The organism is Bacillus sp. GM2, from assembly GCF_056155945.1.
Window position 1 is genome coordinate 2,023,050 of the sequence record NZ_JBRKSZ010000007.1, and the last position, 23,765, is coordinate 2,046,814.

Consider the following 23,765-nt stretch of genomic DNA (forward strand, 5'->3'; position numbering starts at 1 on the left):
AAGGCGGTTTCAGCGTGTCGACAAACTCTCGCATTTGTTGTCAGGCCTGCTAAGTCGGTGCTCACGAGTAGGAGCGGGTGTTTCAAAGTGACGACTATCGGCAGACGGGCTATATGCCGCTTTACTCATACCTCAATGCATCAATCGGATGAAGGCGGGCCGCTTTATTGGCCGGGATGAGGCCAAAGATAACCCCGATCGCCATGCTGAACAGGACGCCTCCGAGGACCACCTGCCAGGAAACGAGCGGCGGCCAACCGGCAAAAAACGATACAAGGGCTGCTCCGCCGTATCCGAGGCCGATGCCAAACACCCCGCCAATCAGCGTGATCAAAGACGATTCTATTAAAAATTGCATCAAAATCTGGCCTCTTGTTGCACCAAGCGATTTTCGAATCCCGATTTCCCTCGTCCGTTCCGTGACCGACACCAGCATAATATTCATGACACCGATCCCGCCAACGAGTAAAGAAATGCCTGCAATTGAGCCGATGAACATCGTCATAATTGTTGTAATCTGGCTGATTCCGGCCGCTATGGCCTCCATGTTCATCACTTCGTACGAGTCCGTAGTGCCGTGATTGTTGTTGACAGCCGCGGCAGCCTGCTTTCCGACGGCTTGCAGATGGTCTGCAGATTCAGCTTGAACGGAGACAGAGTCATAGTCGCTGATGCCGAAGGACGATTTTAACATTGAAAACGGAACATACATCTCATTCATCCCCAACGCAAGCAGCCCGGTTTCTTCTTTTAATACGCCGATGATTTCAACGGGCTGGCCATTTATCCATACGACGCGGCCGAGAGGCGACTGCTGAGAAAAAAGTTCTTCCGCAAGTTTTTGCGAGACGACGGCGACCCTGCTTCCGGCATTGTAATCCTCTTCTGAAAACTCTCTTCCCTTTTCGACTTCCATCGAGTTGATGCTGATATATCCGTCATTAATGCCGTTTACAGCGGCATCCGTTTTTTCATCCCGGAAGCGGACATTCATAGACTCGGTAGTTTTTGCAACGACATGCTTCACGCCTTCGAGTGACTTTAAACCTCTGATGTCTTCTTCGGTGAAGCCGGCGTCTAAATAGGCGTTGGGATTGGCCGTTAATTCTTCATTGCTGGGCTGATAATAGATTTCGACCGTGTTGCCGGGTCCGCTGATCGTCTGCTTGAGCATCTGCTCTCCTCCTTGCCCCGCTGCAACAACGACAATAACGGAGCCTACACCAATAATGATTCCAAGCATTGTTAAAATCGATCGCAGTTTATGGGAAAGGATGGAACTTAAAGCCATTCTCAAGTTTTCGATGAGATTCATTGCACCGTCCCCCTCCGCTCTGTTTCCGGCGAGACGATCACACCGTCCCTCACCATGATGGTCCGGCTTGTATAGTCCGCAATTTCAGGTTCGTGGGTGACGAGCACCACCGTCGTTCCTTCCTCATTCAATTCGGTGAATTGCTCCATGATGTCCCGGCTTGTTTTCGTATCGAGCGCTCCGGTCGGTTCATCAGCCAATATCAGTTTAGGTTCATTGACGATCGCTCTAGCGATGGCTACACGCTGTTTTTGCCCGCCGGAAAGCTCGTTCGGCATATGGCGCATTCTGTCCTTGAGCCCGACTTTTTCGAGCGCCCGTTCAGCCCGCTCCCGCCGCTCCTTTCTTGGAACGCCGCCGTAAATCATCGGAAGCTCCACATTTTTTATGGCATTCAAGCGCGGCAGAAGCTGAAACTGCTGAAAAACAAAACCGATTAAACGGTTTCTGACACCGGCAAGCTCCCTTTCGCCGTATGATGAAATATCCTCGCCGTCCAGCCTGTAAATACCCGATGTCGGGCGGTCAAGGCAGCCGATAATGTTCATGATCGTCGATTTTCCCGAACCGGACGGCCCCATGATGGACAGATATTCTCCCGGCTCGATTTTCATATCGATCTCCCTGAGAACATCAATGGTTTCTCCTCCGATTTGGTAGCTTTTTTTCACTTTGGAAAGCTCAATCATTGAAGCTTCACTTCCGTTCCGCTTTTCATATCCTCGGCCGGGTTTGCGATAACCGGGTCCTTGTTTGTCAGACCGCCGGTAATTTCAACGAGGCCGTCTGCTTTCTCACCGGTTTTGACATTGATCCGTTTTGCCTTGCCGTCTCTTACGGCAAACACGTATGATTGATCACCATCCTGCTTGACGGCATCTTCAGGAAGAGCCTGAACGATTCTTTTGTCCGTCTGGATTTTGAGAATCATGTTAAAGCCGGACTTTGCTTTAGGACGCTCCCCTTTTATTTTGACTTCAAACGGATATTGAACAGCTTGCTCCTTTGTTCCCGCAGCACCTGCAGACGCCTCTTCTTTGGGAACCAATCCGACTTGTGATACCCTTCCACGCCACTCTTTATTTTGGATGACATCCGACGTGATGGTCACGTTCTGTCCCTTTTTCACTTTCAATGTGTCATACTCTGAGAGCACGCCTTTAACGACAAGCTTGTCCTTGTTACCTATATGTATAACCGGCTTTTGAATATCCGATTGCTTTGCAGCGGCTTGTTTGTCAACGGTAATAACCGTCCCGTCAATGCCGCTTTTCACTTGCAGCGCTGCCGATTTCTTCTCGAGCGTTTCCTTTTGCAGGTCGGCTTGTTTCAGTTCAAGCTGGAGCGATTTTTCTTCCATTTCAAGCTGTGACCGTTCTTCATCAATTTGCCTCTTGGCTTTTTCCGCTCCGAGCTCAGCCTTCAGCTCGTCTTCCTTGCTTTTTAGGCTGCTGATTTTTCGCTTAACCTGTTCAAGCTGGAGATCCTTCGATTGAATGGATAAAGCGTTTTGCTCCTTTTCCAGGCGAATTTCTTCATTTGTATAGGTGAAAAGCACATCTCCTTTTTTCACCTTATCGCCTTCTTTTACTTTGATGTCGGCAATTTCTCCTTTTTCAGGTTCAAAATATTCGTATTGTTCGTTTGCAAACTGAAGGGTCCCCGGAACCATGACTTCAGAAGAAATCTCTTTTTCTTCCAATTTCACGGTTTGAACCGCTTCTTCAGCCCCTCCGCTCGTTTGAACCGAGCGGTAGAGGTTGAGTCCGATAAAAAGCGCAGCAGCCCCAACAATGACGATGCCGATCCATATTTTTTTCATTTACATTGCTCCTTCAAATGAATCGAAGAAATTGATCGCCATACCGCCTATTAAAGCGAGCAGAATGGAGATCACAAATAAAATGATCACACCGGTCCAAGCCGCTTTTTTGGAGATGCCCCCAACCTTTTGGAGACCCAGGGCAACCAATGAGAGCGACCAGATCGTGAAAATATCAAATACACCCAATACCGATTTGAGCGGCTCGTCTGCCGGGATGATGCCGTTTAAAGACGTGACGACGATCGTGGGATCGATATTTGAATAATAGATCACTAGTCCGCCTATGAATTGTCCGATAGCCGCAATAAAATATGTAAAAACAGACAGCGAAAACATGTGAACAAAATTGGTTGTTCCTCTTCCGATTTTGACAATCAGCCAATAAATTAAAGCGCTGATCAGCAAGGCAATCACAAAGCCGAAGATCCCGCCGATGATGCCGATTCCCTTCATAGCAGCTTGAAATGCTTCAGCATCCGGCATTTCCGACAAATCGGTAGACAACGCCGTTTTTTCGCTGAGCATATACGCTCCCGCAACCGACAAGATTAAAACAATGACAAGCGGAAACCAGAAAGCCGGCTTTTCTCTCATTCTCTCGAACTGTTCTCCGGGCCGGGTAATCAATCCGAGCAATGATGGATTCCTTACTTTTTCAGTTTCTAAATTCGTTTCCATATGTATCCCCCTTAAAAAATGAATTACCAGTTTATACGCAGAATGTCCTAAAATGTTTCACAACTGTTCTCAAAAAAACGCCCCGGCCGCATTCTTAGAAGGTGCGGCCGCGGACGGTTTTAGTTTCGCTGAAACATTTGATACTGCGCTTTTACCAGCTCATAATACATTCCACGTTTCCCGATCAATTCCTGGTGATTTCCTTCTTCTATTTTCCGGCCGTGGTCAAGAACCAGGATTTTATCCGCATCCCTTATCGTTGAAAGCCTGTGAGCGATCATAATAGCCGTTCTGCCATGGAGCAGTGTTTTCAAGGCAGCCTGGATTTTGACTTCCGTTTCTGTGTCAATGCTTGCGGTTGCTTCATCAAGGATTAGAATACGAGGATCTGCCAGAAGCGCCCTCGCAAATGAAATGAGCTGCCGCTCACCTGCCGATAATACATTGCCGCGTTCTTCCACTTCTGTGGCGTATCCATTCGGAAGCGCTGAAATAAACGAATCGGCTCCGACAGCTTTTGCTGCTTCGATCACTTCTTCATCGGCGGCGTTCGGACGGCCAAAACGAATATTTTCCATAATCGTTCCGGAAAAAATAAACGTGTCCTGCAGCACGATGCTGATTTGCGAACGAAGATCGGAAAGCGAGATATCGGTAATCGGTATACCGTCCACTTTGACAGCCCCGCCTGTTGCATCGTAAAACCTGCTGATCAGATTTGCGATCGTCGTCTTCCCTGATCCTGTATGTCCGACAAGCGCAAGCGATGATCCCGCAGGTATCTCAAATGAAATGCTGTGCAGCGCCTTGCGGTTCCCGTCATAAGAAAATTCCACCTGTTCAAATTCGATCCGGCCTTTTAATTCTTTTATTTTGACCGCATCTTCCTTGTCTGCAACGCTCGGCTTTTCATCCAGAAATTCAAAGATCCGCTCTGACGAAGCCATCCCCATCAACAGCTGGTTGTAGACTTGGCCGAGCCTTGAAATCGGCTCCCAGAACATTCCGAGATAGAAGGCGAACGATACAAATACACCGATCGTGATCGTTTCATTGATGATCAAGCTTGAGCCGTACCAGATTAAAATGGCCGTCCCGACAGCGTTTGTCATTTCTACAAGCGGACGGAAAGTCGCATTTTTTTTCGTCGCTTCCCGCCAGGCTTCAAAGTTCTCACTGTTGACGCCTTCAAAATACATCATATTCTCTTTTTCCTGAGTAAATGCCTGAGTGACCCGGATGCCTTGAATGCTTTCGTTCAAATGGGAATTCAGCTTGGACTGCTTTAAGCGCACCTTTTGCCAGGATCGCCGGATTTTCCTTCTGAGATTAGTAGAAATGAAGAACATCACAGGCAGCGTCACCATAATGGCGATGGTCAGCTCAGGACTGAGCGAGAACAGAATGACGACAATTCCAAAAAGAAGCAAAATATCCATCAATAAATTGATGACTCCGCTCGTAAACAGTTCCTGCAAAGAATTGATGTCATTCATGATCCGGACAAGGATTGAACCTGCCGAACGCTCGTCGAAAAAGCGGTGCGACAGCCGCTGAACATGCGTAAACAAATGCTGTCTGAGATCATATATGACATGCTGGCCAAGCTTGTTCATCCAGCGGATTCTCAGCACATTGCTAACATAATTGACAAGATACAACCCACTGATGACGGAGATCAGAATCACAAGAAGATTCATATCCCGGCCTGCGATCGCTTGGTCGAGCGCATAGACGCCGATCAAAATCGGCACCGCCAGCCGGATCGCCGCCGAGATCATGACCGTTAAAAACGACAGCGGCAGCAAATTTTTTCGGTAGGGCTTTAAATATTTAAGCAGCCTCCACATCTGCGCCCAGTTAAAAGGCTTTTCAATGATTTGGTCTGAAGTATAAAAAAACCGGTTCATCAACGTTTGTTTTTTCGCCTGGTTTTCCATAGCAAGAGCCTCCTATCCTGCAAAATGCGGCTCATTCAACACATTTTGATCTTTATACTGCAAATCAAAAATCCGTTTGTATAAACCGTTTGCTTCCATTAATTGTTCGTGTGTCCCCCTTTCCTTGACTACGCCTTTATCGAGAACAAGGATTTCGTCGGCATGCTTTAAGGATGAGATTCTGTGAGCGATGATGAAAGTCGTCCGATCCCGCATCACTTCCCGCAATGCAAGTTGAATGCGGTGCTCCGTTTCCATGTCAACGGCACTCGTCGAATCATCCAGGATGAGAATGCCCGGGTTCATACAAATCGCTCTCGCAATCGCAATCCGCTGTTTTTGGCCACCGGACAGCCCGAGCCCCCTCTCGCCGAGCATCGTATCATATTGATTCGGAAGCTCCATGATAAAATCGTGAGCCTGGGCTCTTTTCGCGCTTTCGATAATCTCATCCATCGATGCATCAGGCTTTCCATACGATATATTTGACCTGATCGTTGAGGAAAATAAAAACGATTCCTGCGGAACGACGCCGATATTGGAGCGCAGCATCTTTAATGAGTAGTGTTCAAGCGGTTTGCCGTCGATCGTGATCCGGCCGGATGTCGGTTCATAAAAGCGGCTCAGCAGTTGAATGATGCTGCTCTTGCCTGACCCCGTCGCGCCGATTAACCCAATTGTTTTGCCGCGCTCAGCCTGAAAAGACACCCCATGCAATGCTTCCGCATTTTCTTTTGTATATTGAAGGGAAACATCGCTGAATGCGACATCGCCGTTCAGTCTGCCGCTTTTCACCGCCTGTTCGGTATCGGTGATTTCCTCCTCGGCATCAAGAATTTCCAGCAGCCGCTCTCCCGATGCTTTCGCTTGTGAAAACAGGTTGATGACATAACCGAGGTTCATGATCGGCCACATCAAGTAATTGACGAGACTGAAAAAAGCGACAAGCTCACCCGGTTTTAAGCTGTTCTGCATCACGAGCCAGCCGCCGAACGACAGCAGAGCCACGAGGCAGATATTGCCGATAAACTCCATCAGCGGAAAGAACTTCGACATGATAAACGAAGCGTTTAAATTTTTAGTTCGAAAATGGTCATTTGAATGAGTAAAGTTTTGAATCTCAAAATCTTCTTTTGATAAAGATTTAACGGTGTTCATGCCGCTGATATTTTCCTGAACCTTCGTATTTAAACGGGCGAATGATTTTCTTATGTTCCGAAAAGCGGGATGCACTTTTTTATCAAACCGGTAGACGGCCGCTCCTAAAAACGGCAGAGAAGCAATCGTAACCAGAGTCAGCGGCACAGAATAAGAAAACATGACAGACAGACTGAAAGTGACAAGCAGGATAAATCGAATCGCCTCAGCAAAGCCGAAAGATAAAAAGAATCTGATGCCTTCGACGTCCGCCGTAAGCCTTGACATTAAATCTCCCGTTTTAGCGCTGTCGTAATATTTGAACGGCAGACGCTGCAATTTCGCATACAGCTCTTTTCTTAACCGGTAGACAGAGCGAATTCCGAACATATCTCCGAGATACTGATGAAAAAAAGTGGCTGCGCCCTTCGCCGCCATGACAGCGATGAACCCGAGGCTGATCCATATGACCAAACCGTATTTTCCGCCGAGAATTACTTCATCAATTGTCATTTGCAGAATAATCGGATAAACAACGGTAATCGCCGTCATTAGAAGCATCGACGCAATCGACCATAAAAACATTTTTTTATAAGGCCAATAAAAATCTTTTAGTTTTTTAAGGGACTCCATTAGCACCAGCACCTTTCCAATTCATGTAAAACAAGGACACATCATCTAATATATCGGTTTACGAAATAAAATTCCACCGTTTTTAAAAAATTCAGTCTTATTATGGAGTTTTCCCCCTTCTTCGGTTTGAAATAAAGCCTGTTTAAAATGTGACAGCCGATAAAAAATAGTTTCTCGATGTCAAAGGAAATTTTTTGATGAATGAAGGAAGATGATGTAAAATAATAGAAAAAGTTATCAAACTATGAATGACGGAGTTGATTGCAATGTCGAAAAGAGAGGCTTTAAAAAAACGGCTTCTCCTCTTAGGTGAATTGGAACAAAAAATCTGGAAGGACTTCCGGAAAGAACGCGAAGGGATTTATGCAAGGTTGGGAGAACTTGACAGACAAATCCAGCGACATAGACGTTCCAATAAAGAGTATTATGCAGCACATTGCGTAGACATTATTAAACAGCAAAAAGGAGAAATTGTAACGACAAAAGAACTGAAAATGAAACTGAAGGAAAGAACCAATTTTAACGTTCACCGTATTAGTGAGCTTTATGACTTGATTCAAAAATTAGAACCAAACATTTCGAAAGAACGGCGCGGCTGTTTTCTTTATATAGAGAACGGTTCTAAAAAAAACGTCGGTCGGTGACAGGCTTATGCCTGAACCGACCGACGTTCTCATCCTCCGCTGACCGGGGGAATAAAAGCAACCGTATCTCCCGACTCGACCTCACTGTTTCCTCTTCTGTACACTTCGTTCACAGCGATCATCGCCCGGTCCGTCCCCTGAAGATTGTACGTTTCTTTTAAAAACTGTCTAATCTCGTCTGTTGTCGTCTTTTCTTCATCTATATCGATACTCTGCGCACCCGCTTGTTCCGCAAGCTGGGCAAACAGCAAAATTTTAATCAATGGTCAGCACCTCTTTCTCTGCCGGAAGCCGCCTCTTCAATATCCGGTTTCCCTTCCGGGTATTCAGTTGTCTCAAGCTGGTCGCCGATCCAAGTCTCGCCGTCCTCCCAATGTTCTTTTTTCCAAATCGGGACGATTTGCTTTATTCTTTCGATCGCATATTCATTCGCTTCATACGCCGCTTTCCGGTGAGGCGACGACACGGCGATGACAACGGCCGCGTCAGAGATGTCCAGCCTGCCGATGCGATGGGTAATTGCTGCAGCTGTACCAGGCCATTTTTCATTGATTTCTTTCCCGATCTGAGCAAGCATGCTGACCGCCATTGGAACATATGCTTCATATTCGAGATAGAGAGTCTTTTTTCCGTTGGTCCATTCTCTCACTGTTCCGATAAACGTCGTGATAGCGCCAGCTTCCCTTCTTTCAACTTTTTTGACGATATCTTCGATGACAATCGGCTCTTTTGTTATAACAAATCGTTCAGACAAACGCCTTCCTCCTTTAGATGATTCAGAATAAAAGCCACGGCGCTCGGGTCTTCAATATGAAAGGCTGGAACATCCGTTTTCGGCTCGCTCTTTTGATAAATGACGGCGATGATGCCGTCCAATTCCTCCAAGAGCTGACAGTCCGCTTCGTTTCTGACGATGACAACTTTTTGATATGGCGCATGTTTAAATCCTTCGATGAGCAGACACTCAACCGCTAAAACCCCGTAAGCAGCAATCAGTTGATCAAGCGTCCACTCGCCGCGCGCCGTCAGCTGAAAAACGCCTGCTCCTTCGACGCCGGACGCAGCCGCTCCGGCCCGAAAAAAGCGGTCGGAATCCTTTCCCTCGGCGAAAACATCCGGTTCTCCTCCATGTCCGTGGTGTTTCAGGCAGCCGATCTTGACTCCGAGCTGATCGAGCTTTTCCGCCAGTTTTTCAACGAACGTCGTTTTGCCGCTGTTTTGGTACCCTACGATCTGGAGGATTGGAAAATGTGCGGCCACAGCTCTTCACTTCCGTTCTCATCCCGGTATAAAAGAACATGCACTCTTGCCCCTGCCTCATAGCCTCTCGTTCCGCCCGGCAAAACCATCAGCGCATTGGCATCTGCCAGCGACGTGACGGCGCTCGATTTATCCAGGCCGACAGGCTCCGCATGAAGCGCGCCGTCTTTAATGGATACAAACGAGCGGACAAATCTTGTAAACGGATTAGGCTTTGGAAAATCCTTGCTTAAAACCGCTTCTGCACATAAAGAGTACGGCTTTTGGTGATGCAGCCAGGTGCGCAGGGACGGTTTGACAAACAGCTCAAATCCAACGAAGCAGGCTGACGGGTTCCCGGAAAGCCCAAACAGCAATTTGCCGTTTAATTGAGCAACAGTCGTTACACTTCCCGGACGCATCGCCACTTTATTAAACAGGACCTCGGCACCGAGCTTTTCGTAAATTGCCGGCAGAAAATCAAAGTCCCCTACGGACACCCCTCCGGTCGTAATCAGAAAATCCACCTTGTCCAAAGCTTTTTCAACAGCTGCAAAGCTTTCGTCAAATCGATCAGAAATCTTCCCTAAATAAAGGGGGGTTCCGCCTGCTTCTTCAACCTGGGCTGCCGCCATACCTGCATTGCTGTTGCGGATTTTTCCGGGAACGAGGGGATCGCTGACATTCAGGAGCTCCGTTCCGGTGGCAATGATGCCCACCACAGGCTTTTTGACTGCAGGTACCGCTGCATATCCGAATGTTGCAAGCAAAGCGACGACACCCGGCGTGATCCGGGTTCCTTTCTTCACAAGAACTGATCCTTTTCTCGCATCTTCTCCGGTTTTTGAAATATTTTCTCCCGGCTCTAATGAGCGCTTTAACACCATATAGTTTTTACCGTCTTCTGAGAAGGTTTTTGTCAGCTCAAGCATGACTACCGCATCAGCACTCTCCGGAATCTGCGCACCGGTCATAATTCTGACAGCTTGAAAAGGACCGAGCGTTTTACCTGACACGGCTCCGGCTCCAATGTGATCAACCACCTCGAATTGCAGCGGATTTTCCCGCGAAGCACCGGCGGTATCGCAAGCTCGGACAGCAAAGCCATCGTACGGCGAACGGTCAAAAGCGGGTACGTCGTGATCAGCCTTTACATCTTCGGCTAAAAATCTATGAAGACTCTCCTCAAGGTGGATCCACTCTGTATCTCCCTGCTTCCAGTGCCGAGAGACACGCGCAGCGGCTTCAAAAACTGGAATGGGCGTTCTTTTTTCAATCATTAAAAAAACCTCCTGTTGTTACATTCCGATGACTCTCGCCAATATGGAGTTGGCTTCTTTTATATCATTTGTGCCGTGAACAAGGGCTCTTCCATCGTTAAATATGACGATTCTGAATGTCTCGTATTGTACATGCAGCAAATAATCATTCGCATCCACTTTTCCGATGCCCGAAAGTTTTTTCATGAGTTCCTCTTTAGGCAGCCGTTTTAACATATCGCTGCGAATTTGGACGGTCTCTCTTCCGCACAGCACGTCGGCTTTTTTTTGGCTCATGTTGCTGAGAAAAGGATAAACCGGCGTTTCTCCGCACGAAGGACATGTCTCATTGCGGCCGATCTCCATTCGGAAGTGGGTGTTCGCCCATAAATCAAACGTGACAAAAGCGGTTTCAAGCGCATCTTGGTTGTCCGTTAAGATTTTTAAAATTTCAGCTTGCTGATAAGCCGACACCATTTGAACGGCCGGCGAAATAATCCCCGACGTGTCGCATGTAGCCCCGCCAATCGGAACATCTTCAAACAGGCAGGCAAGGCATGGCGTTTTTTTAGGAATAATCGTCATATACATGCCCTGACTGCTGACACAAGCGCCGTAAACCCACGGAGTGCCCGTCTCTTGCGCAAGGTCATTGATGATCATGCGGGTCTCAAAGTTATCCGTTGCATCGATGACAGCATCCGCTTCTTTGATCAGCGGTCTGAGTGTTTCCACGGTGCCGTCTGCAACATATGTACGAAGCTCAACACCGCTGTTGATCTCGGAAAGACGTTCTTTGGCGGCTGCCGCTTTCGGAAGCCTTTTCTCCGCGTCTTTCTCTGTGTAGAGCTGCTGCCTTTGCAGGTTGCTCCATTCCACATAATCGCGGTCTATAATAGACAGTGTGCCGATGCCTGCGCGCACAAGCCCTTCAGCGGCTGACGTGCCAAGCGCCCCGGCCCCGACGATCAAAACATGGCTCTGCCTGATTCTGTCCTGACCCGCCTGTCCGATGTTTTGATATCTGATTTGTCTTGAATACCGTTCATGCATCAGGATGATCCCCTTTACTTCCTTTTCTATATCATACCATTTTTCCGTCTGCTGTTCTTTGAAAAACACCTTCCGAAAAACCCTTGCAATCTATGATAAAATATTTCATCCCGGAAAGAACGGCTCTATTTCTTCTAAATCCGACTTTTTATTGACATTTATAAATTCCCACGGCTCTGCACCAACCGCATCTGCTTCAATGTACTTGACGCGAATGCGGTCGAGAAAACTGCTGATCTTCAGTTCGTTCTGCTGAAGCTGTTCATGGAGGACGGATTTTACCCTTCTGTGGTAGACGGCAACAAGCGGCTGCGCCCTTCCGTCTGCGACAGGCACGACGGCGTCATCCGCCGGGGTCAACTGCCGTTTTAAAGCCGAGATTGTCTCCTGCCGGACAAGCGGGGTGTCACAGGCCGAAAAAATATAGCATTCCCCTTCCGCCCGCTCCATGGCTGTGTACATACCGGCAAGCGGCCCTTTCCCTCTGTACGGTTCGATATCTTCCAGCACCGCTTTTTCCCCGAGTTCTATAAACCGCTCCGTCAAGCCCGGACGGCTCAATATCAGGACGTCGTCTCCCAGCGCCTGTTTGCACCATTGATAAAGCGGCTTGCCTTTCCAGCGGGCAAACGCCTTCGGTTCCCCAAAACGGCGCGAAAGCCCCCCTGATAATATGACATGTATTTCTTTCATACGGCTCAACCTTCCTTCGCGTGTTCCTGCCTGCGAACATCATAGCAAAACTTTAGAAATCCGAACAAGTCTGTAAAATCTCTTTTTCAAAAGGCATGGCGGGTTTCATTTATGCATATTGTAGTTGTAACATTTATAGGGGGCTGGTCACCATGAAAAAAACATCGGGTTCGCTGCCTTATTTTCAAGATTTATCACAGGAAAACCTTTTTTTAAAAGCTGAGCTGGCAAGATCACATCAATTGATACACGAGCTTGAAGCAAGCTATTTTCACCAGAAAAATCATAAGCTCAGCCGGGAAAACGCAGCAATGAAACAGCAGCTTCAGCAGCTGTCATTCGAACTGGAGCGGATTTCGGCAAACAAGGAAGACAAGTCGGCCGAAACGCTCAACCGGATAAAAAGCGAACTGCTGGGTAAAATCGTTGTTCTTCAGGAGCTCCTTCAAAAAGAAACCTATGCAAGAAAACAAGAGATAGAAGAAAAGCACCGCCTTCATTTAACAAATGTAAAAGCCGAAGAAGAGAAAAAAAGCTTACATAGCCAAATAGAATATGAAAAGCTTCATGCGGAAAAAGAAAAAACGCTGAGGGAAAAAAAGGAGCAGGAGCTCAAAAACGCTGCACACGAAAATGCCCGCCTGAAAGACGAACTTCATACTAAAAGTCTTCAGCTCAAACAAATCGAAACAGATGTTGCGGTATTAAAAGAGCGGGTGACAGAAACGAAAAACCGCCTTTTGAAGGCTGAAAAAACAAAAGAAGCGCTGTTTTACGAAACGATTCTATCCTATAAAAGGCAGCTCGATGAAAGTGATAAGTGGATCGCTTCTCATTTTGCCGATATTGATACATCTCAGCAGACGGAGAAAGCGCTTGAACAAAACGAAGAGCTTTTTGAACGGTCAGAACAGATCGAGGCGGTACTTCAAACAGTTACGGAGCAAGTTGATCAGCTCCAACAGCAATTGAGCGTCATCAAACAAAATGATGCGAAAATGGATCAGAAAATAACTGAATGGAAAAAACAGACGAAAGAAGAAACACCCCCGCAAAAATGGGTCTATCAAATTAAACGCAAAGACAAAGAAACAAAACCTTTAAATTAAATACCACTTTAAGGAATAATTTGGTTTTTACAAAAAAACCGCTTGAGTAGATTGTCTCAAGCAGTTGATTGGGCGGCGGCGTATAAAGCGGCCGCCTTTATGTTCCCTTAAAATGGAAACGCTATCTGAAAAAGCAAGGGTTTGACCTATTGCTGCTCTGTCTCAGTAGAAATCTCACCCTCTAATATATATTGACCGCGGTATGGTTTTTTGACTTCCGGGTACATTTTAATCAGGCTTTGCATAAAGGTTGTCATATTAGGGATCTCAAGTCCGCTCTCTTTTTCGATTTCTTTTTGAAGTTCGGAGCTTTTGATGGCCGCATTATGGCGTTTTAATGTTTTAATCGCCGCTTCACGCAATTTTGCAGCTTTTGAGCCTGGACGTGCTGTACCCCTTCTGCGCCTTGTCGTTCCATCTGGAATTCCGGCAGGCAGTGAGGAGGTTTGCGGAGAAGTCTGCTGCTGGTTCTTTTGAGATGCTTGCGGCTGCTGTTGCTGCTGTTGCTGGTAGCTCTTCATCTCCTGTGCAGCCAATTCAGCTAAAACAGGGAGAGATTCAGTTTTACGCTCCGGGCGAAAATCTTTTTTTGTATCATTAAAGCTGGATGGACGATCCAATTCACGCAGCTTTGCATATATGTTATCCCGCTCAATTTGATACTCCCTAATCACCTTAACTTCAGCCTCGTTCAGCTGCTCTAATCTTAAACGCAATGCTTCCCTCTCGTTAAACATACCGTTTATACCCTCCTATCAGAATAAATAAACCTTCCAATAAAAATATTAGATTACCAAACTAATTTTATCAACTATTTTTTCGTTTTTCTACTGTTGCTCTCCGTTAAGAAAATAGAACTAAATTTCCGAAAAACTTGAAGCCTGAGGAGTTTTTGAAGCATTTCGGCCTATTCTAAGCTCATTGTCGAAAAATGGTAAATAATGAAGGAACCTAGAAAATTACTTTTCAATGAAACATAATTTAGGAATAGAATCCACTGTTTAATTATGATGGAAAGTGTGAGATATCAATGATTATTCCGCCTTATAAATCCAGAATATTTAAAATTTCCAGATTTCACTTGTCGAATCCACAGTCTTTTATGCACGGGGTAAGTAAGAAATGCTCCCGAACCAAAAACAGGCCACCAGACTCATCAAATGAAATAAACAGTGTCAAATGGCCTATTTGTCGAAAGGGGAGGCTAGAGGAAATTTTTTTTGTTTTTTTGTAATTGGGGAGCCAAATAAATAAAAAACCCCATGAAAACGGGGTTTTTCATCTTTATTCAGCAGACTGTTCTGTTTCGGCAAGAACGCGGTTCACACGTTTTTCGAGCATTTTCATTCCGCTGCCTCCAGCTTGAAAATGGCGAAGCTGGCCTGTTTTGTCAAACACGTAATAAGCAGGGACATATTCATTCTCAAAAGCGTCAGTCAGCTTATGGTCGCTGTCAACAAAAATAGGCTGAGTGATATCATGTTCAGCGGCAACTTCTTTGATTTTATTCAAGTCTAAATCGTCTTCTGAACGCGGCATATGCACGGCCACCACGTTTAGTTTATCGCTGTAGCGGTCGCGGAATTCATTGACCTGGGGCATCGCCTCTTTGCACAAGTGGCAGCTGATGGACCAAAAATGAATTAATGTCGGCTTTTCTCCTATAAGCTGCTCTTTTGTCACTTCTCCGTTTAACCACTCTTTTGCGCCGGTCAGTTCCGGCATCGGCTGACGTAATTTCATGATTTTTCCTCCAATGTCATTTTTGTCGTTTAAAAAGGTCTAACAAATGTTAGACCTTTCCAATCAGATTTCTTATCGAAATTAAAGAGTTGCTTGTCCCGGTTTCCAGTTTGCAGGGCAAAGACCGCCTGTTTGCAGCGCTTGAAGCACGCGCAATGTTTCGTCTACATCACGGCCGATATTGTTATGGAACACTGTTTGATATTGAAGTTCGCCTTCTGGATTAATGATGAACAATCCGCGAAGCGCTACACCTTCTTCTTCAATCAGTACGCCGTATTCACGAGATACTTCATGGTTTGTGTCGGCAGCAAGCGGATATTTCAGCTGGCCGAGACCGTTATCTTTGCGGTCCGTGTTAATCCATGCCAAGTGAGTGTGGATGGTGTCAGTTGATACGCCGATAACTTCTGCATCAAGGTCTTCAAACTCGTCATAGCGGTCAGACATTGCTGTAATTTCTGTCGGACACACGAAAGTGAAGTCCATTGGATAGAAGAATAGAACCGTCCACTTATCATTTTTCATGTTTTCTTCAAGGCTTACTTTTCCGAATTCTTTGTTTGCAAGAACCGCTTCCATTTCAAAGCGCGGCGCTTGTTTACCTACCATGCGTTCTGCCATTTTATGTATCCCTCCAATTGTGATTTTTGGGTTATGCTACCCGTATCTAAATGAGAATTCAAATATTAAATTCTCATTTAGTTAATAATATCACATACATAGTTCATTATAATGCTTACCATATTTTAAGTCAATATTAATTGATAATAAATTTAAATTAGCGGTTGTTCTATTTAAATCCTTTAAAAAAATTGTAACATGCCGCCGGATGAGGAAACAACCGTTTAACACGCAGCAGCTGTTTTTTTTTGGAAAACAAGTTAAAACCGAAGCTGGAACTTCGGTTTTATGTCTATTACTGAAGTTTTTGCTCAACCTGCTGACAGATTTCATCGGCAGTTAAACCAGTCGCCTGTATGACAGATGCTCCGGTCATCGTATCTGAAATCCCGAGCATATCAGTGTCCAGACCAGTGACGACGCAGCAGTCGCAGCCTTTTGCATCGTCTTCGGTTTTCATCGTTACAACCTCATACCCTTTTTCCTTCAAAGCAGCCTCGACATCAGAAAGAGATTGTTCGATTCCGATTTTTTTCGACATGAAGAAACACCTCCACCAATTAAGATGCCACGTTTGCCGATTTTTTATACCAGCCGCTTTATCTAATTGGCTTTGGAAGAGAAATAAGCCGTCATGACGCGGACTGCCGTTTCAAGCGCTTCCTCTTTCGGCTGCAGCTTGGCGTGGTGAAGCCCGTAAGGTGAATCGACGCCGAGCCAAAACATGAAGCCCGGATACTTTTTCAGCATATAGCCGAAGTCCTCCCCTGTCATCGCTTCTTTTGAACGGACGACCTCTGCAAGGCCGTTTTCAGAAACGAACTGCATAAAGTCTTCGACTAAATCGCTTGAATTGCAGACCTGATAATATGCTGCAGGATAGCTGACTTTACCGCTGCATTGATAAGCCGTTTCCAGGCCCCGAACCATGGCCTCGATCCTTTTCTTCACCTGTTCCATTGACGCTGGGGACAGCGTCCTGATCGTCCCTTCAAGCCTTGCTTCCTGAGCGATGATGTTTTGTGCCGATCCGCCTGTAATCGTCCCGATGGTAATGACAGCACTGTCCAGCGGATCGACATTCCTGGCTACGATCGACTGCATTTGCGTAACGAGCGAACTGGCCGCGACCACCATATCTTCTGCAAGGTGGGGATATGCGGCATGCCCGCCCTTTCCTTCAAGTTCGATTACGAGCTCTGATGTATTGGCAAAGAGCAGCCCGCCTTTCGTTCCGATCGTTCCGACCGGGAGCTCAGGCGCGATGTGCAGCGCTGTGATCATGCTCGGCTCCCACTTTTTAAACAAGTCGCTTTCAAGCATCGGCTCAGCGCCGCCCGGTCCTTCTTCAGCCGGCTGGAACAAAAACAGCAGATCTTGTTTAACCGGGTGGCTGACGAAATGATCGATGATGCCGAGGGCAATCGTCATGTGGAAATCATGCCCGCACGCATGCATCCTGTCCTGATGAACGGAAGAAAAAGGGTATCCGGTATCTTCCCGAATCGAGAGCCCGTCCATATCCGCCCTGTACGCCAAAATTTTTTCAGGGGCTGTCCCTTTAACCTTTACAAACAGTCCGGTTCTCCACTTTTCGATTTCAATCCGGTCTTCCGGATGCTTTGCTAAGTGGTTCAAAAGATAAGCCTGTGTCTTATATTCCTGAAAACCGAGTTCAGGAATTTGGTGCAGCTCTCTGCGAATCGCTGCTAATTCGTCCAATTTCATCTTTCTAACCTCCCCGGCGATATGAAAATGCGTGGATTGTTCATCCACGCACTTTTCGCTGCCGCTTCTTAAAGCTGGCGCAATTCCTGTTTGATTTCTGTTTTGCCTTTTGTTTTTTCATCGATGTCTTTGATTTTTTTCGCAGGCGTCCCCGCGACTACTGTGTAAGGTGCCACATCTTCCACAACGATCGCGCCGGCAGCAACAACGGCTCCTTTTCCGACAGTCACGCCTTCAAGTACGACGGCGTTTGCACCGATGACGACATCGTCTTCAATAACGACAGGTTTTGCTGAAGGAGGCTCAATGACACCGGCAAGCACGGAGCCGGCTCCGATGTGGCAGTTTTTGCCGACGGTAGCTCGTCCGCCCAGCACGACATTCATATCGATCATCGTTCCTTCGCCGATCACAGAGCCGATGTTGATGGAAGCTCCCATCATGATGACGGCGTTGTCGCCGATTTCCACTTGATCGCGGATGATCGCACCCGGCTCGATGCGCGCTTTAATATTTTTCAAATCGAGCGTTGGGATCGCCGAATTGCGGCGGTCGTTTTCGACAACATAGTCTTCAATTTTGCCTTTGTTTGCTTCGAGCGCAGCTTGAATCTCCGCCCATTCACCGAATACTACCCCAGTATGCCCTGTAATAAAAGGCTTGGCTGAAGCACCGAAGTCAATTCCTTCAAGGTCGCCTTTCACATACACTTTAACAGGTGTTGATTTCTTACTATTTTGAATAAATGAGATAATCTCATTTGCATCCATCATTTTCATTATGTAAGTCCTCCTTCTCTTTTTCTCCTCATTACTGTATCAAAGGAAAGATTTAAAAACAAGAAAAAAAGGAAAGGGGCGTCCCGTTTCCTTTTTTATCAAATGTCATGTCGGCACTTCACATTTCTTTGCAAAATCCTTGCCGAATTGAAGCAGCATATCTTCTTCTTCATCCTCCGGATTCATTTCGATTTTGACGGACGGAAGCACCGTGTCTCCGCCAAGCTCTTTGATTTTGTCCTCAAGAATGTCAACGGCACCGCAAAAATGCTCGTAAGAAGTGTCTCCGGATCCGAAAACAGCAAACGTCTTGCCTGTGAAATCCATCCCTTCCATATCATCGTAAATATCTAAAAACTCATCTGGAAGTTCCCCGTCGCCCCATGTATAGGCGCCAAATATCATGTGCTGATAATCGTTAAAGAGCGCCGCATCTACATCCATCGCTTCATGGCGGTCAACTTCGGCCCCGCCCTCAAGAAGGCCTTTCTCGATTAAATCGGCCATCGCTTCTGTATTTCCAGACATGCTTGCATAAACCAGCAAAACTTTCCCCATCGTTATTCCTCCTGTAAAACGCTATAAAATCAGTGGGCTGCAGCAGGCTGTTCATAAGGCCTGACAAATTTGCATTCATAAAGACCCGCGCAAAAGAAGTTCTCCTTTTGATTGGCCACTCTGAATCCATGCCCTTTAATCGTGTCAAACCATTTCAGCTCTCTTTCAAAGAAATCAAGCCGGTAGATTCTTGAAAAGCCATCTCGGTCTTGAGCCGATGTGACATAGATGATTCCGTTGTCTTCGGACACATCCAGGAATGATTCTTCATTCTCAACAAGGCCCTGCCTGATTTGGATTTCATCATTCGTGTGGATGTTGACCAAATTGACGGCACCGTGATTTCCTTTTTTGGATCCCATCGCACAAACCAACCATTCGCCTTCAAATGCGATCATCGAGGCGGTCATGTGGCCGGTTTCTTTTTTGATCAAAAAAGCCGATTCTGCTGCCAAATCGTATGCCCAAACACCGCCGTGCACTTCATGAATCTGCGTTCCGATGTAAAGGCGCTCCTCATGGAGGCACAGAGAACGGATCACGGGCGGATGACTCAAACCGGAAAACGGCTTGACGATTTTCCATGAGACGCCGAAATCCTCTGATATGTAAATGCAATGCTTCCCATGGGCACAAACAAAGCCGTCCGTTCTCCCTGTGATCGACCAAATCGTAGCGTTTGTCGGAAAGCTTGAGATTGACCAGGTTGCTCCTTGGTCAGACGATCTGATAATCGTTCCCCTCTCCCCTGCGCCGAATAAATAATCGCCGATATACGTGATGGAACATATTTTGCTTTTTAATTGAAAGAGCTTTGTCCAGCCTTGCTCAAGTGAATAGTGAAAAATCCCTTCCCGCTTGATGGCGACAAAGTAACCGGAATGCTTTGCCGATGCGACGGCCGTCGCACCTTTATGAAACATGGGTCTCAGCCTGCTGCTTTTCGTGTTCTGCCCATCTTATAAAACCTTCGGCAAATTCCTTACAACACTCGGCATCTTCATCCGTTTCGGGGGCAAGTTCTATTTTCAAGGTCTCTCGATAAAGGTCGGCGCCGGTTCGTTCAAGCATGCTGTAAAACGTGTTGACCGCTTCGCAAAAGCGGGGGTATGCATAGTCGCCGGACCCAAAGCATGCCGCTTTCTTTCCTTTAAGGTCAAGCGTAGAGACCTCGTCGTAAAACGATTCCGCTTCATAAGGAAGATCCCCGTCTCCCCATGTGTAGGTGCCGATTAAAAGAAGGTCGTATTCAGCCAATGAGTCGGGATCGACATCATCCATTTCCTGAATTGCGACATCAAAACCGTTCTCCTTCAATGTATCTTTGATGATCATCGCGATATCCTCCGTGTTGCCGGACATGCTGGCATATGCAATCAATGCTTTAGACAACAGAATCACCTCTGAAATTGATAATGATTTTCATTATTATATAGATACACTTTAAATGATAATGATTATCAATGTCAATAACTCGCGCAAAAAAAGCAGCCCTCTTTTTGGAGTCCTGCCTTTCTGGTGTTTATTCAATTGCCGTACATTCTTTCACAACCTCTACAAACGCCTGTACTTGCTTCAGCTGGAAAGCCGGCTCATAACCGAGCAGCCACGTATCTCTGCCGATTGCTTTTCCTTTAGCATCAAGCAGAGGGATTTGATGAACATGGCTTGCGCTTCCGTGAAGTGTCACAGATGGAAGGATCGCATAACCGATTCCGTGGAAAGCCATCTGTTTGCATGTTTCAATTTGGTCGACAATAATGGTCTGTTTCGGCGATGTTTTGAACTTTTGGTGCCACCAGTGCTGAATTTCCTGATAGTATGTGCTGTCGCTTTTGAACTGGATGAACGGCCGTTCCGTGTTGGCAATGTCCTCAATGTTACGGATCTCTGTATCGACAAGGTACAATTCGTCCCGCATCAAGTAGTGCTTCGGCCCTTTCCATTCCGGGTTTCCTCTGATAATGCCGATATGAACATGGTCTTCGTAGAGGCTTTTCAGCATTTCGCTGCTCCATCCGGTGACGAGTGAAATTTTCACGTTTGGATATTGTTTGACGTAGGTTTTCAGAACGTTGGGAAGCCAATGCTGCCCGATGATCGAAGCGGCCGCCAATTTGAGCGTACCGTGAATCTCGCCCTCCAGCTCATCGATATTCTCTCTCACTTTTTCCTGTTCCAATGTCACATCTTTTGCAAACTGGATGATTTTTTCTCCGGCAGACGTAACCGTCAGCCCTTTTTGCGATCTTAAAAAAATTTTCGTTCCCCATGATTTCTCAATGGTCTGCAGGCGCTGGGACAAAGCCGGCTGGGAAACAAACAGGCGTTCAGCCGCTTTCCGCATATTTAATTCTTCCGCCAGAACGACAAGCATGTGGAGCTCTTGAAGCTGCATGGACATTCCTCATTCCAATAAGTTTTTCTTATCATACATTTAATCAAACGGCTGTTTTTTAATCAAGCGGGAAGTCTGGCTTCGGAGAATGTGCGGAGGGTTTAGTGGAGCGCTGCAAATAAAAAATAGGCCGCTGCCGCGCCTATTTATTCAACGTTCTCAAATGCTTATTCAGCTGTTTTAACACGACTCGCCTTGTAAATATGCCTTCGAAAACCTGCTCTTCATTTTCGACACATACAAACGCGTTGTTGATGACCAGTCCGAATCCTTTTAAGATCGGGTCGTCAATTTTCAAGCGTGGGATGTCTGTCAGCATGACTTCTTCAACATGAATCTTGTCAAGCTTCTCAAATTCGATTCGTTCCAAGCCGAAGATTTTATCCATGATCATATTCGTTCCGATTAATCCGTGCAAACGGAAAGAAGCATCAAGTACAGGGATCGCGGTATATCCGGTTTTCGTCAATACGAGAAGGGCATGTTCCAGATTATTTCCGACTTGAACATGGGCTACTTTATCAGCATCGATCATAAACTGACCTACTGTCGTTTCAAGAAGTTCATCTGATTGCAAACTAATCATGATTTTTCGACTCCTTTTCAGCTTTAATCCATCAACGCATATTTTCCCTATACTACAATAATATAAACGATATCAATATTTGTCGAAAACTTTCCTTTCTTCCAAGGTCAGTTTATCATTCCATATCCTTTTAGGAAACAAAAAAGATACTCTAATGAGTATCAATTGATATAATCTGACCTAATTTTCAGACCGGACACGGTCGTATAAGGTAACCAGTTTTTTATATGTCAGGCTATCCACATTTTTTGTACCCGTTTCTATATCATTGATCTCACTGCTTAGTAGCTCTACGGCATACTCATGGTCCAAAAGTACGTTCAGCAACAGTTTTCTCTCTTCTTCTGAAAAGCGTTCCATTCTTAACCAGCCCCCTAATTGATTTAGCTAGAGTCAGAAACGATATGTTCTCTCTAGTTTCTATAGGGCTAGAATATGAAATTGCAATTCAAACGTCAACCGCACATTTCGACATCTGTTCGATTTTCTTTCAAACAATTATTTTGTGTAACGGTTTGCATAGCTTGAAGCTGTGTAGGAGTCAGGTTTAATTTTGGCACAGATCCCCATCGAGGTGATCCGGCCCGTCATTTCCTGGATTAAATCCTTTGTCATTCCTTTTTTTCCGATATCCAAATGAACTTCAAGGGTTAAATCTGCTCCCTCGTCTGTAAACGGAAGAAGCAGATCCATAATTTCATTAAAGTAATCATTTAAAAGATATGCGGCAATCTCTTGGCTGTAAGCTGTTTCAAGCGATATTTTCTCCCTGAGGCTATGTATCGGTCTGTTGACAACCGTGTTTTTCAGACAGCCCCACGCTCCTTTGCCTTTGCGGTGCAAATGGATAGCCGTGATAAACTTTGTGCAGTTCTGATGGATTTGCGAGTCTGTTCCGACGGACAGCAGATAGCTTGCCCGCGGATCTTGGCGTATGAACGCCTTCAGTCTCCCGATCACTTCAGGAAATGTCATTTGATCTTCAGAAAGATTATAAAAAAGAAAAGAATCAGCCATTGGAATGCCCCTTTTCATTTTTGATCTGCACCGAAGATGGAACGATTCGTCTGTCTGCTATCCTTTTTTGGTCGGTATATTTTTCAAGCTGAACCCGCAGCTGTCACATCTGTAAATCACATTCTGATTGGACTGGGCTGTCAGAACTTGATCCATATGCTCGATTGTTTTGCAATGCGGACAAATAACGCTTGGAAAAGCTTTCATGCCATATCCTCCTATTGCTGAAGCAGTTCAAAGATTTCGATTGAAATCATATCGATGTTGTCAAACGGAAATGTGGTAGGCTTATCGCCTTTTTGATAAACTGTCAGCTCAAATGTTTGGTTTTTTTCAAAATATTTTACGCTGCAAATTTTTTCTCCGTTCACTTCAAAATTGCGCTGCGTCGGTTCTCCGGCAGCCTCCGCAGTCTCCTGCAGGCTCTGCAGTCTCGTGATGATACCCATTAATTGTGACATTCTAAAAAAGACTCCTTTCAAAAAAACAACTTCAGGATCAACAAGTATTAATTATAATACAAGTTCTACAAAGCATCATACCACAAAGTATCAGCCGATGACATTTTTCCTTTTTGATCATGAAAAAGAAAACCGCTTTTTCATAGTTTGAGTTTTCTTTTTTCATGTCATACATGAAAAATATTTTTTTGACTGCAGAGGAGCCTATTCTAACCACCAATTTAGAGGAGCCTATTCTAACCACCAATTTAGATTTATGGAGCAACAGGATTGTCTTATTCCTGTGTGCGCGTCTAATGCCAAAAAATCCCGCGGCTATTTGAAGTGCGGGATTCCATGCAAATAA

29 protein-coding genes are annotated in these 23,765 nt (G+C 45.8%); 2 read left to right on the forward strand and 27 right to left on the reverse strand.

Annotated elements, in window-relative coordinates; translation table 11 throughout:
• Positions 1-121: 121 nt before the first annotated feature.
• The 6 genes from ACVC9U_RS11245 to ACVC9U_RS11270 all read right to left on the reverse strand — a co-directional run bounded on the left by ACVC9U_RS11245 (position 122) and on the right by ACVC9U_RS11270 (position 7,528).
• Entirely contained in the window at positions 122-1,315 is a 1,194-nt protein-coding gene (locus tag ACVC9U_RS11245) for an ABC transporter permease (RefSeq protein WP_075753048.1), read from the reverse strand.
• A complete protein-coding gene (locus tag ACVC9U_RS11250; protein ID WP_003181352.1) occupies positions 1,312-2,004 on the reverse strand; it encodes an ABC transporter ATP-binding protein in 693 nt (230 codons plus the stop codon). Before ACVC9U_RS11250 ends, ACVC9U_RS11245 begins: the two co-directional genes overlap by 4 nt.
• Complete coding sequence (locus ACVC9U_RS11255; protein ID WP_441390882.1) at positions 2,001-3,137, reverse strand: efflux RND transporter periplasmic adaptor subunit; 1,137 nt, start codon at positions 3,135-3,137, stop codon at positions 2,001-2,003. The genes ACVC9U_RS11250 and ACVC9U_RS11255 overlap by 4 nt, the downstream gene beginning before the upstream one ends.
• Positions 3,138-3,818 carry a YknW family membrane protein gene (gene yknW, locus ACVC9U_RS11260; protein WP_441390884.1) on the reverse strand — a complete coding sequence of 227 codons (681 nt, stop codon included), beginning with the start codon at positions 3,816-3,818 and terminating at the stop codon, positions 3,138-3,140.
• Between the two features lie 119 nt (positions 3,819-3,937).
• Positions 3,938-5,758 carry an ABC transporter ATP-binding protein gene (locus ACVC9U_RS11265; RefSeq protein WP_009328580.1) on the reverse strand — a complete coding sequence of 607 codons (1,821 nt, stop codon included), beginning with the start codon at positions 5,756-5,758 and terminating at the stop codon, positions 3,938-3,940.
• Between the two features lie 12 nt (positions 5,759-5,770).
• Positions 5,771-7,528 (reverse strand): ABC transporter ATP-binding protein, encoded by a 1,758-nt coding sequence (locus tag ACVC9U_RS11270; protein WP_009328581.1) that lies wholly within the window; start codon positions 7,526-7,528, stop codon positions 5,771-5,773.
• A 266-nt stretch (positions 7,529-7,794) separates the two neighbouring features.
• Here ACVC9U_RS11270 and ACVC9U_RS11275 point away from each other — a divergent pair, with 266 nt between their 5' ends.
• Positions 7,795-8,172 (forward strand): Rok-like winged helix domain-containing protein, encoded by a 378-nt coding sequence (locus ACVC9U_RS11275; protein ID WP_003181342.1) that lies wholly within the window; start codon positions 7,795-7,797, stop codon positions 8,170-8,172.
• Between the two features lie 29 nt (positions 8,173-8,201).
• On the opposite strand, the gene moaD is transcribed toward ACVC9U_RS11275, so the two are convergent.
• The 6 genes from moaD to mobA all read right to left on the reverse strand — a co-directional run bounded on the left by moaD (position 8,202) and on the right by mobA (position 12,416).
• On the reverse strand, positions 8,202-8,435 hold the full coding sequence (gene moaD, locus ACVC9U_RS11280; protein ID WP_003181340.1) for a molybdopterin converting factor subunit 1: 234 nt from the start codon (positions 8,433-8,435) through the stop codon (positions 8,202-8,204).
• Positions 8,432-8,926, reverse strand: a complete 495-nt coding sequence (locus ACVC9U_RS11285) for a molybdenum cofactor biosynthesis protein MoaE (RefSeq protein ID WP_441390888.1) — start codon at positions 8,924-8,926, stop codon at positions 8,432-8,434. Before ACVC9U_RS11285 ends, moaD begins: the two co-directional genes overlap by 4 nt.
• A complete protein-coding gene (gene mobB / locus ACVC9U_RS11290; RefSeq protein ID WP_075753061.1) occupies positions 8,905-9,432 on the reverse strand; it encodes a molybdopterin-guanine dinucleotide biosynthesis protein B in 528 nt (175 codons plus the stop codon). Before mobB ends, ACVC9U_RS11285 begins: the two co-directional genes overlap by 22 nt.
• Entirely contained in the window at positions 9,399-10,691 is a 1,293-nt protein-coding gene (locus ACVC9U_RS11295; RefSeq protein ID WP_075753062.1) for a molybdopterin molybdotransferase MoeA, read from the reverse strand. Before ACVC9U_RS11295 ends, mobB begins: the two co-directional genes overlap by 34 nt.
• A gap of 18 nt (positions 10,692-10,709) precedes the next feature.
• Positions 10,710-11,723 (reverse strand): molybdopterin-synthase adenylyltransferase MoeB, encoded by a 1,014-nt coding sequence (locus ACVC9U_RS11300; protein WP_441391220.1) that lies wholly within the window; start codon positions 11,721-11,723, stop codon positions 10,710-10,712.
• 105 nt (positions 11,724-11,828) lie between these two features.
• Positions 11,829-12,416 (reverse strand): molybdenum cofactor guanylyltransferase, encoded by a 588-nt coding sequence (gene mobA, locus ACVC9U_RS11305; RefSeq protein WP_003181331.1) that lies wholly within the window; start codon positions 12,414-12,416, stop codon positions 11,829-11,831.
• Between the two features lie 152 nt (positions 12,417-12,568).
• Between mobA and ACVC9U_RS11310 the strand changes: the two genes are divergently transcribed.
• Positions 12,569-13,525, forward strand: a complete 957-nt coding sequence (locus tag ACVC9U_RS11310; protein WP_441390892.1) for a coiled-coil domain-containing protein — start codon at positions 12,569-12,571, stop codon at positions 13,523-13,525.
• Positions 13,526-13,671: 146 nt separating this feature from the next.
• Here the strand turns inward: ACVC9U_RS11310 and rok are convergent, their stop codons facing one another.
• The 15 genes from rok to ACVC9U_RS11385 form a co-directional block, all read right to left on the reverse strand.
• Positions 13,672-14,262 carry a transcriptional regulator Rok gene (gene rok / locus ACVC9U_RS11315; RefSeq protein ID WP_003181328.1) on the reverse strand — a complete coding sequence of 197 codons (591 nt, stop codon included), beginning with the start codon at positions 14,260-14,262 and terminating at the stop codon, positions 13,672-13,674.
• 547 nt (positions 14,263-14,809) lie between these two features.
• Positions 14,810-15,268 carry a TlpA family protein disulfide reductase gene (locus tag ACVC9U_RS11320; protein ID WP_003181327.1) on the reverse strand — a complete coding sequence of 153 codons (459 nt, stop codon included), beginning with the start codon at positions 15,266-15,268 and terminating at the stop codon, positions 14,810-14,812.
• An 81-nt stretch (positions 15,269-15,349) separates the two neighbouring features.
• Positions 15,350-15,892 (reverse strand): biofilm-specific peroxidase AhpA, encoded by a 543-nt coding sequence (gene ahpA, locus ACVC9U_RS11325; RefSeq protein WP_003181325.1) that lies wholly within the window; start codon positions 15,890-15,892, stop codon positions 15,350-15,352.
• Between the two features lie 295 nt (positions 15,893-16,187).
• Positions 16,188-16,433 carry a YkuS family protein gene (locus tag ACVC9U_RS11330; RefSeq protein ID WP_003181323.1) on the reverse strand — a complete coding sequence of 82 codons (246 nt, stop codon included), beginning with the start codon at positions 16,431-16,433 and terminating at the stop codon, positions 16,188-16,190.
• Between the two features lie 62 nt (positions 16,434-16,495).
• The gene (locus tag ACVC9U_RS11335; protein ID WP_441390896.1) at positions 16,496-17,620 is read right to left on the reverse strand and encodes an N-acetyldiaminopimelate deacetylase; all 1,125 of its coding nucleotides are present in this window, start codon (positions 17,618-17,620) and stop codon (positions 16,496-16,498) included.
• A 68-nt stretch (positions 17,621-17,688) separates the two neighbouring features.
• Entirely contained in the window at positions 17,689-18,399 is a 711-nt protein-coding gene (dapD, locus tag ACVC9U_RS11340) for a 2,3,4,5-tetrahydropyridine-2,6-dicarboxylate N-acetyltransferase (RefSeq protein ID WP_065644039.1), read from the reverse strand.
• Positions 18,400-18,504: 105 nt separating this feature from the next.
• Positions 18,505-18,957: a flavodoxin gene (locus ACVC9U_RS11345; protein WP_441390898.1), complete on the reverse strand. Its 453-nt coding sequence runs from the start codon at positions 18,955-18,957 to the stop codon at positions 18,505-18,507.
• Positions 18,958-18,986: 29 nt separating this feature from the next.
• Entirely contained in the window at positions 18,987-19,880 is an 894-nt protein-coding gene (locus ACVC9U_RS11350) for a WD40/YVTN/BNR-like repeat-containing protein (protein WP_441390900.1), read from the reverse strand.
• On the reverse strand, positions 19,870-20,349 hold the full coding sequence (locus ACVC9U_RS11355; RefSeq protein WP_145651784.1) for a flavodoxin: 480 nt from the start codon (positions 20,347-20,349) through the stop codon (positions 19,870-19,872). Before ACVC9U_RS11355 ends, ACVC9U_RS11350 begins: the two co-directional genes overlap by 11 nt.
• 130 nt (positions 20,350-20,479) lie before the next feature.
• Positions 20,480-21,355, reverse strand: coding sequence for a LysR family transcriptional regulator (locus ACVC9U_RS11360; protein WP_145651786.1), 876 nt, complete (start codon positions 21,353-21,355; stop codon positions 20,480-20,482).
• A gap of 142 nt (positions 21,356-21,497) precedes the next feature.
• Positions 21,498-21,941 (reverse strand): cyclic-di-AMP-binding protein CbpB, encoded by a 444-nt coding sequence (gene cbpB / locus ACVC9U_RS11365; protein ID WP_003181307.1) that lies wholly within the window; start codon positions 21,939-21,941, stop codon positions 21,498-21,500.
• A gap of 180 nt (positions 21,942-22,121) precedes the next feature.
• Positions 22,122-22,301: an antirepressor AbbA gene (gene abbA, locus ACVC9U_RS11370; RefSeq protein ID WP_003181305.1), complete on the reverse strand. Its 180-nt coding sequence runs from the start codon at positions 22,299-22,301 to the stop codon at positions 22,122-22,124.
• Between the two features lie 138 nt (positions 22,302-22,439).
• Positions 22,440-22,958: a ribonuclease H-like YkuK family protein gene (locus ACVC9U_RS11375; RefSeq protein ID WP_020451199.1), complete on the reverse strand. Its 519-nt coding sequence runs from the start codon at positions 22,956-22,958 to the stop codon at positions 22,440-22,442.
• A 57-nt stretch (positions 22,959-23,015) separates the two neighbouring features.
• The gene (locus ACVC9U_RS11380) at positions 23,016-23,165 is read right to left on the reverse strand and encodes a hypothetical protein (protein WP_167564569.1); all 150 of its coding nucleotides are present in this window, start codon (positions 23,163-23,165) and stop codon (positions 23,016-23,018) included.
• 11 nt (positions 23,166-23,176) lie between these two features.
• Positions 23,177-23,419, reverse strand: coding sequence for a YkuJ family protein (locus ACVC9U_RS11385; protein ID WP_003181299.1), 243 nt, complete (start codon positions 23,417-23,419; stop codon positions 23,177-23,179).
• Positions 23,420-23,765 lie beyond the last annotated feature (346 nt).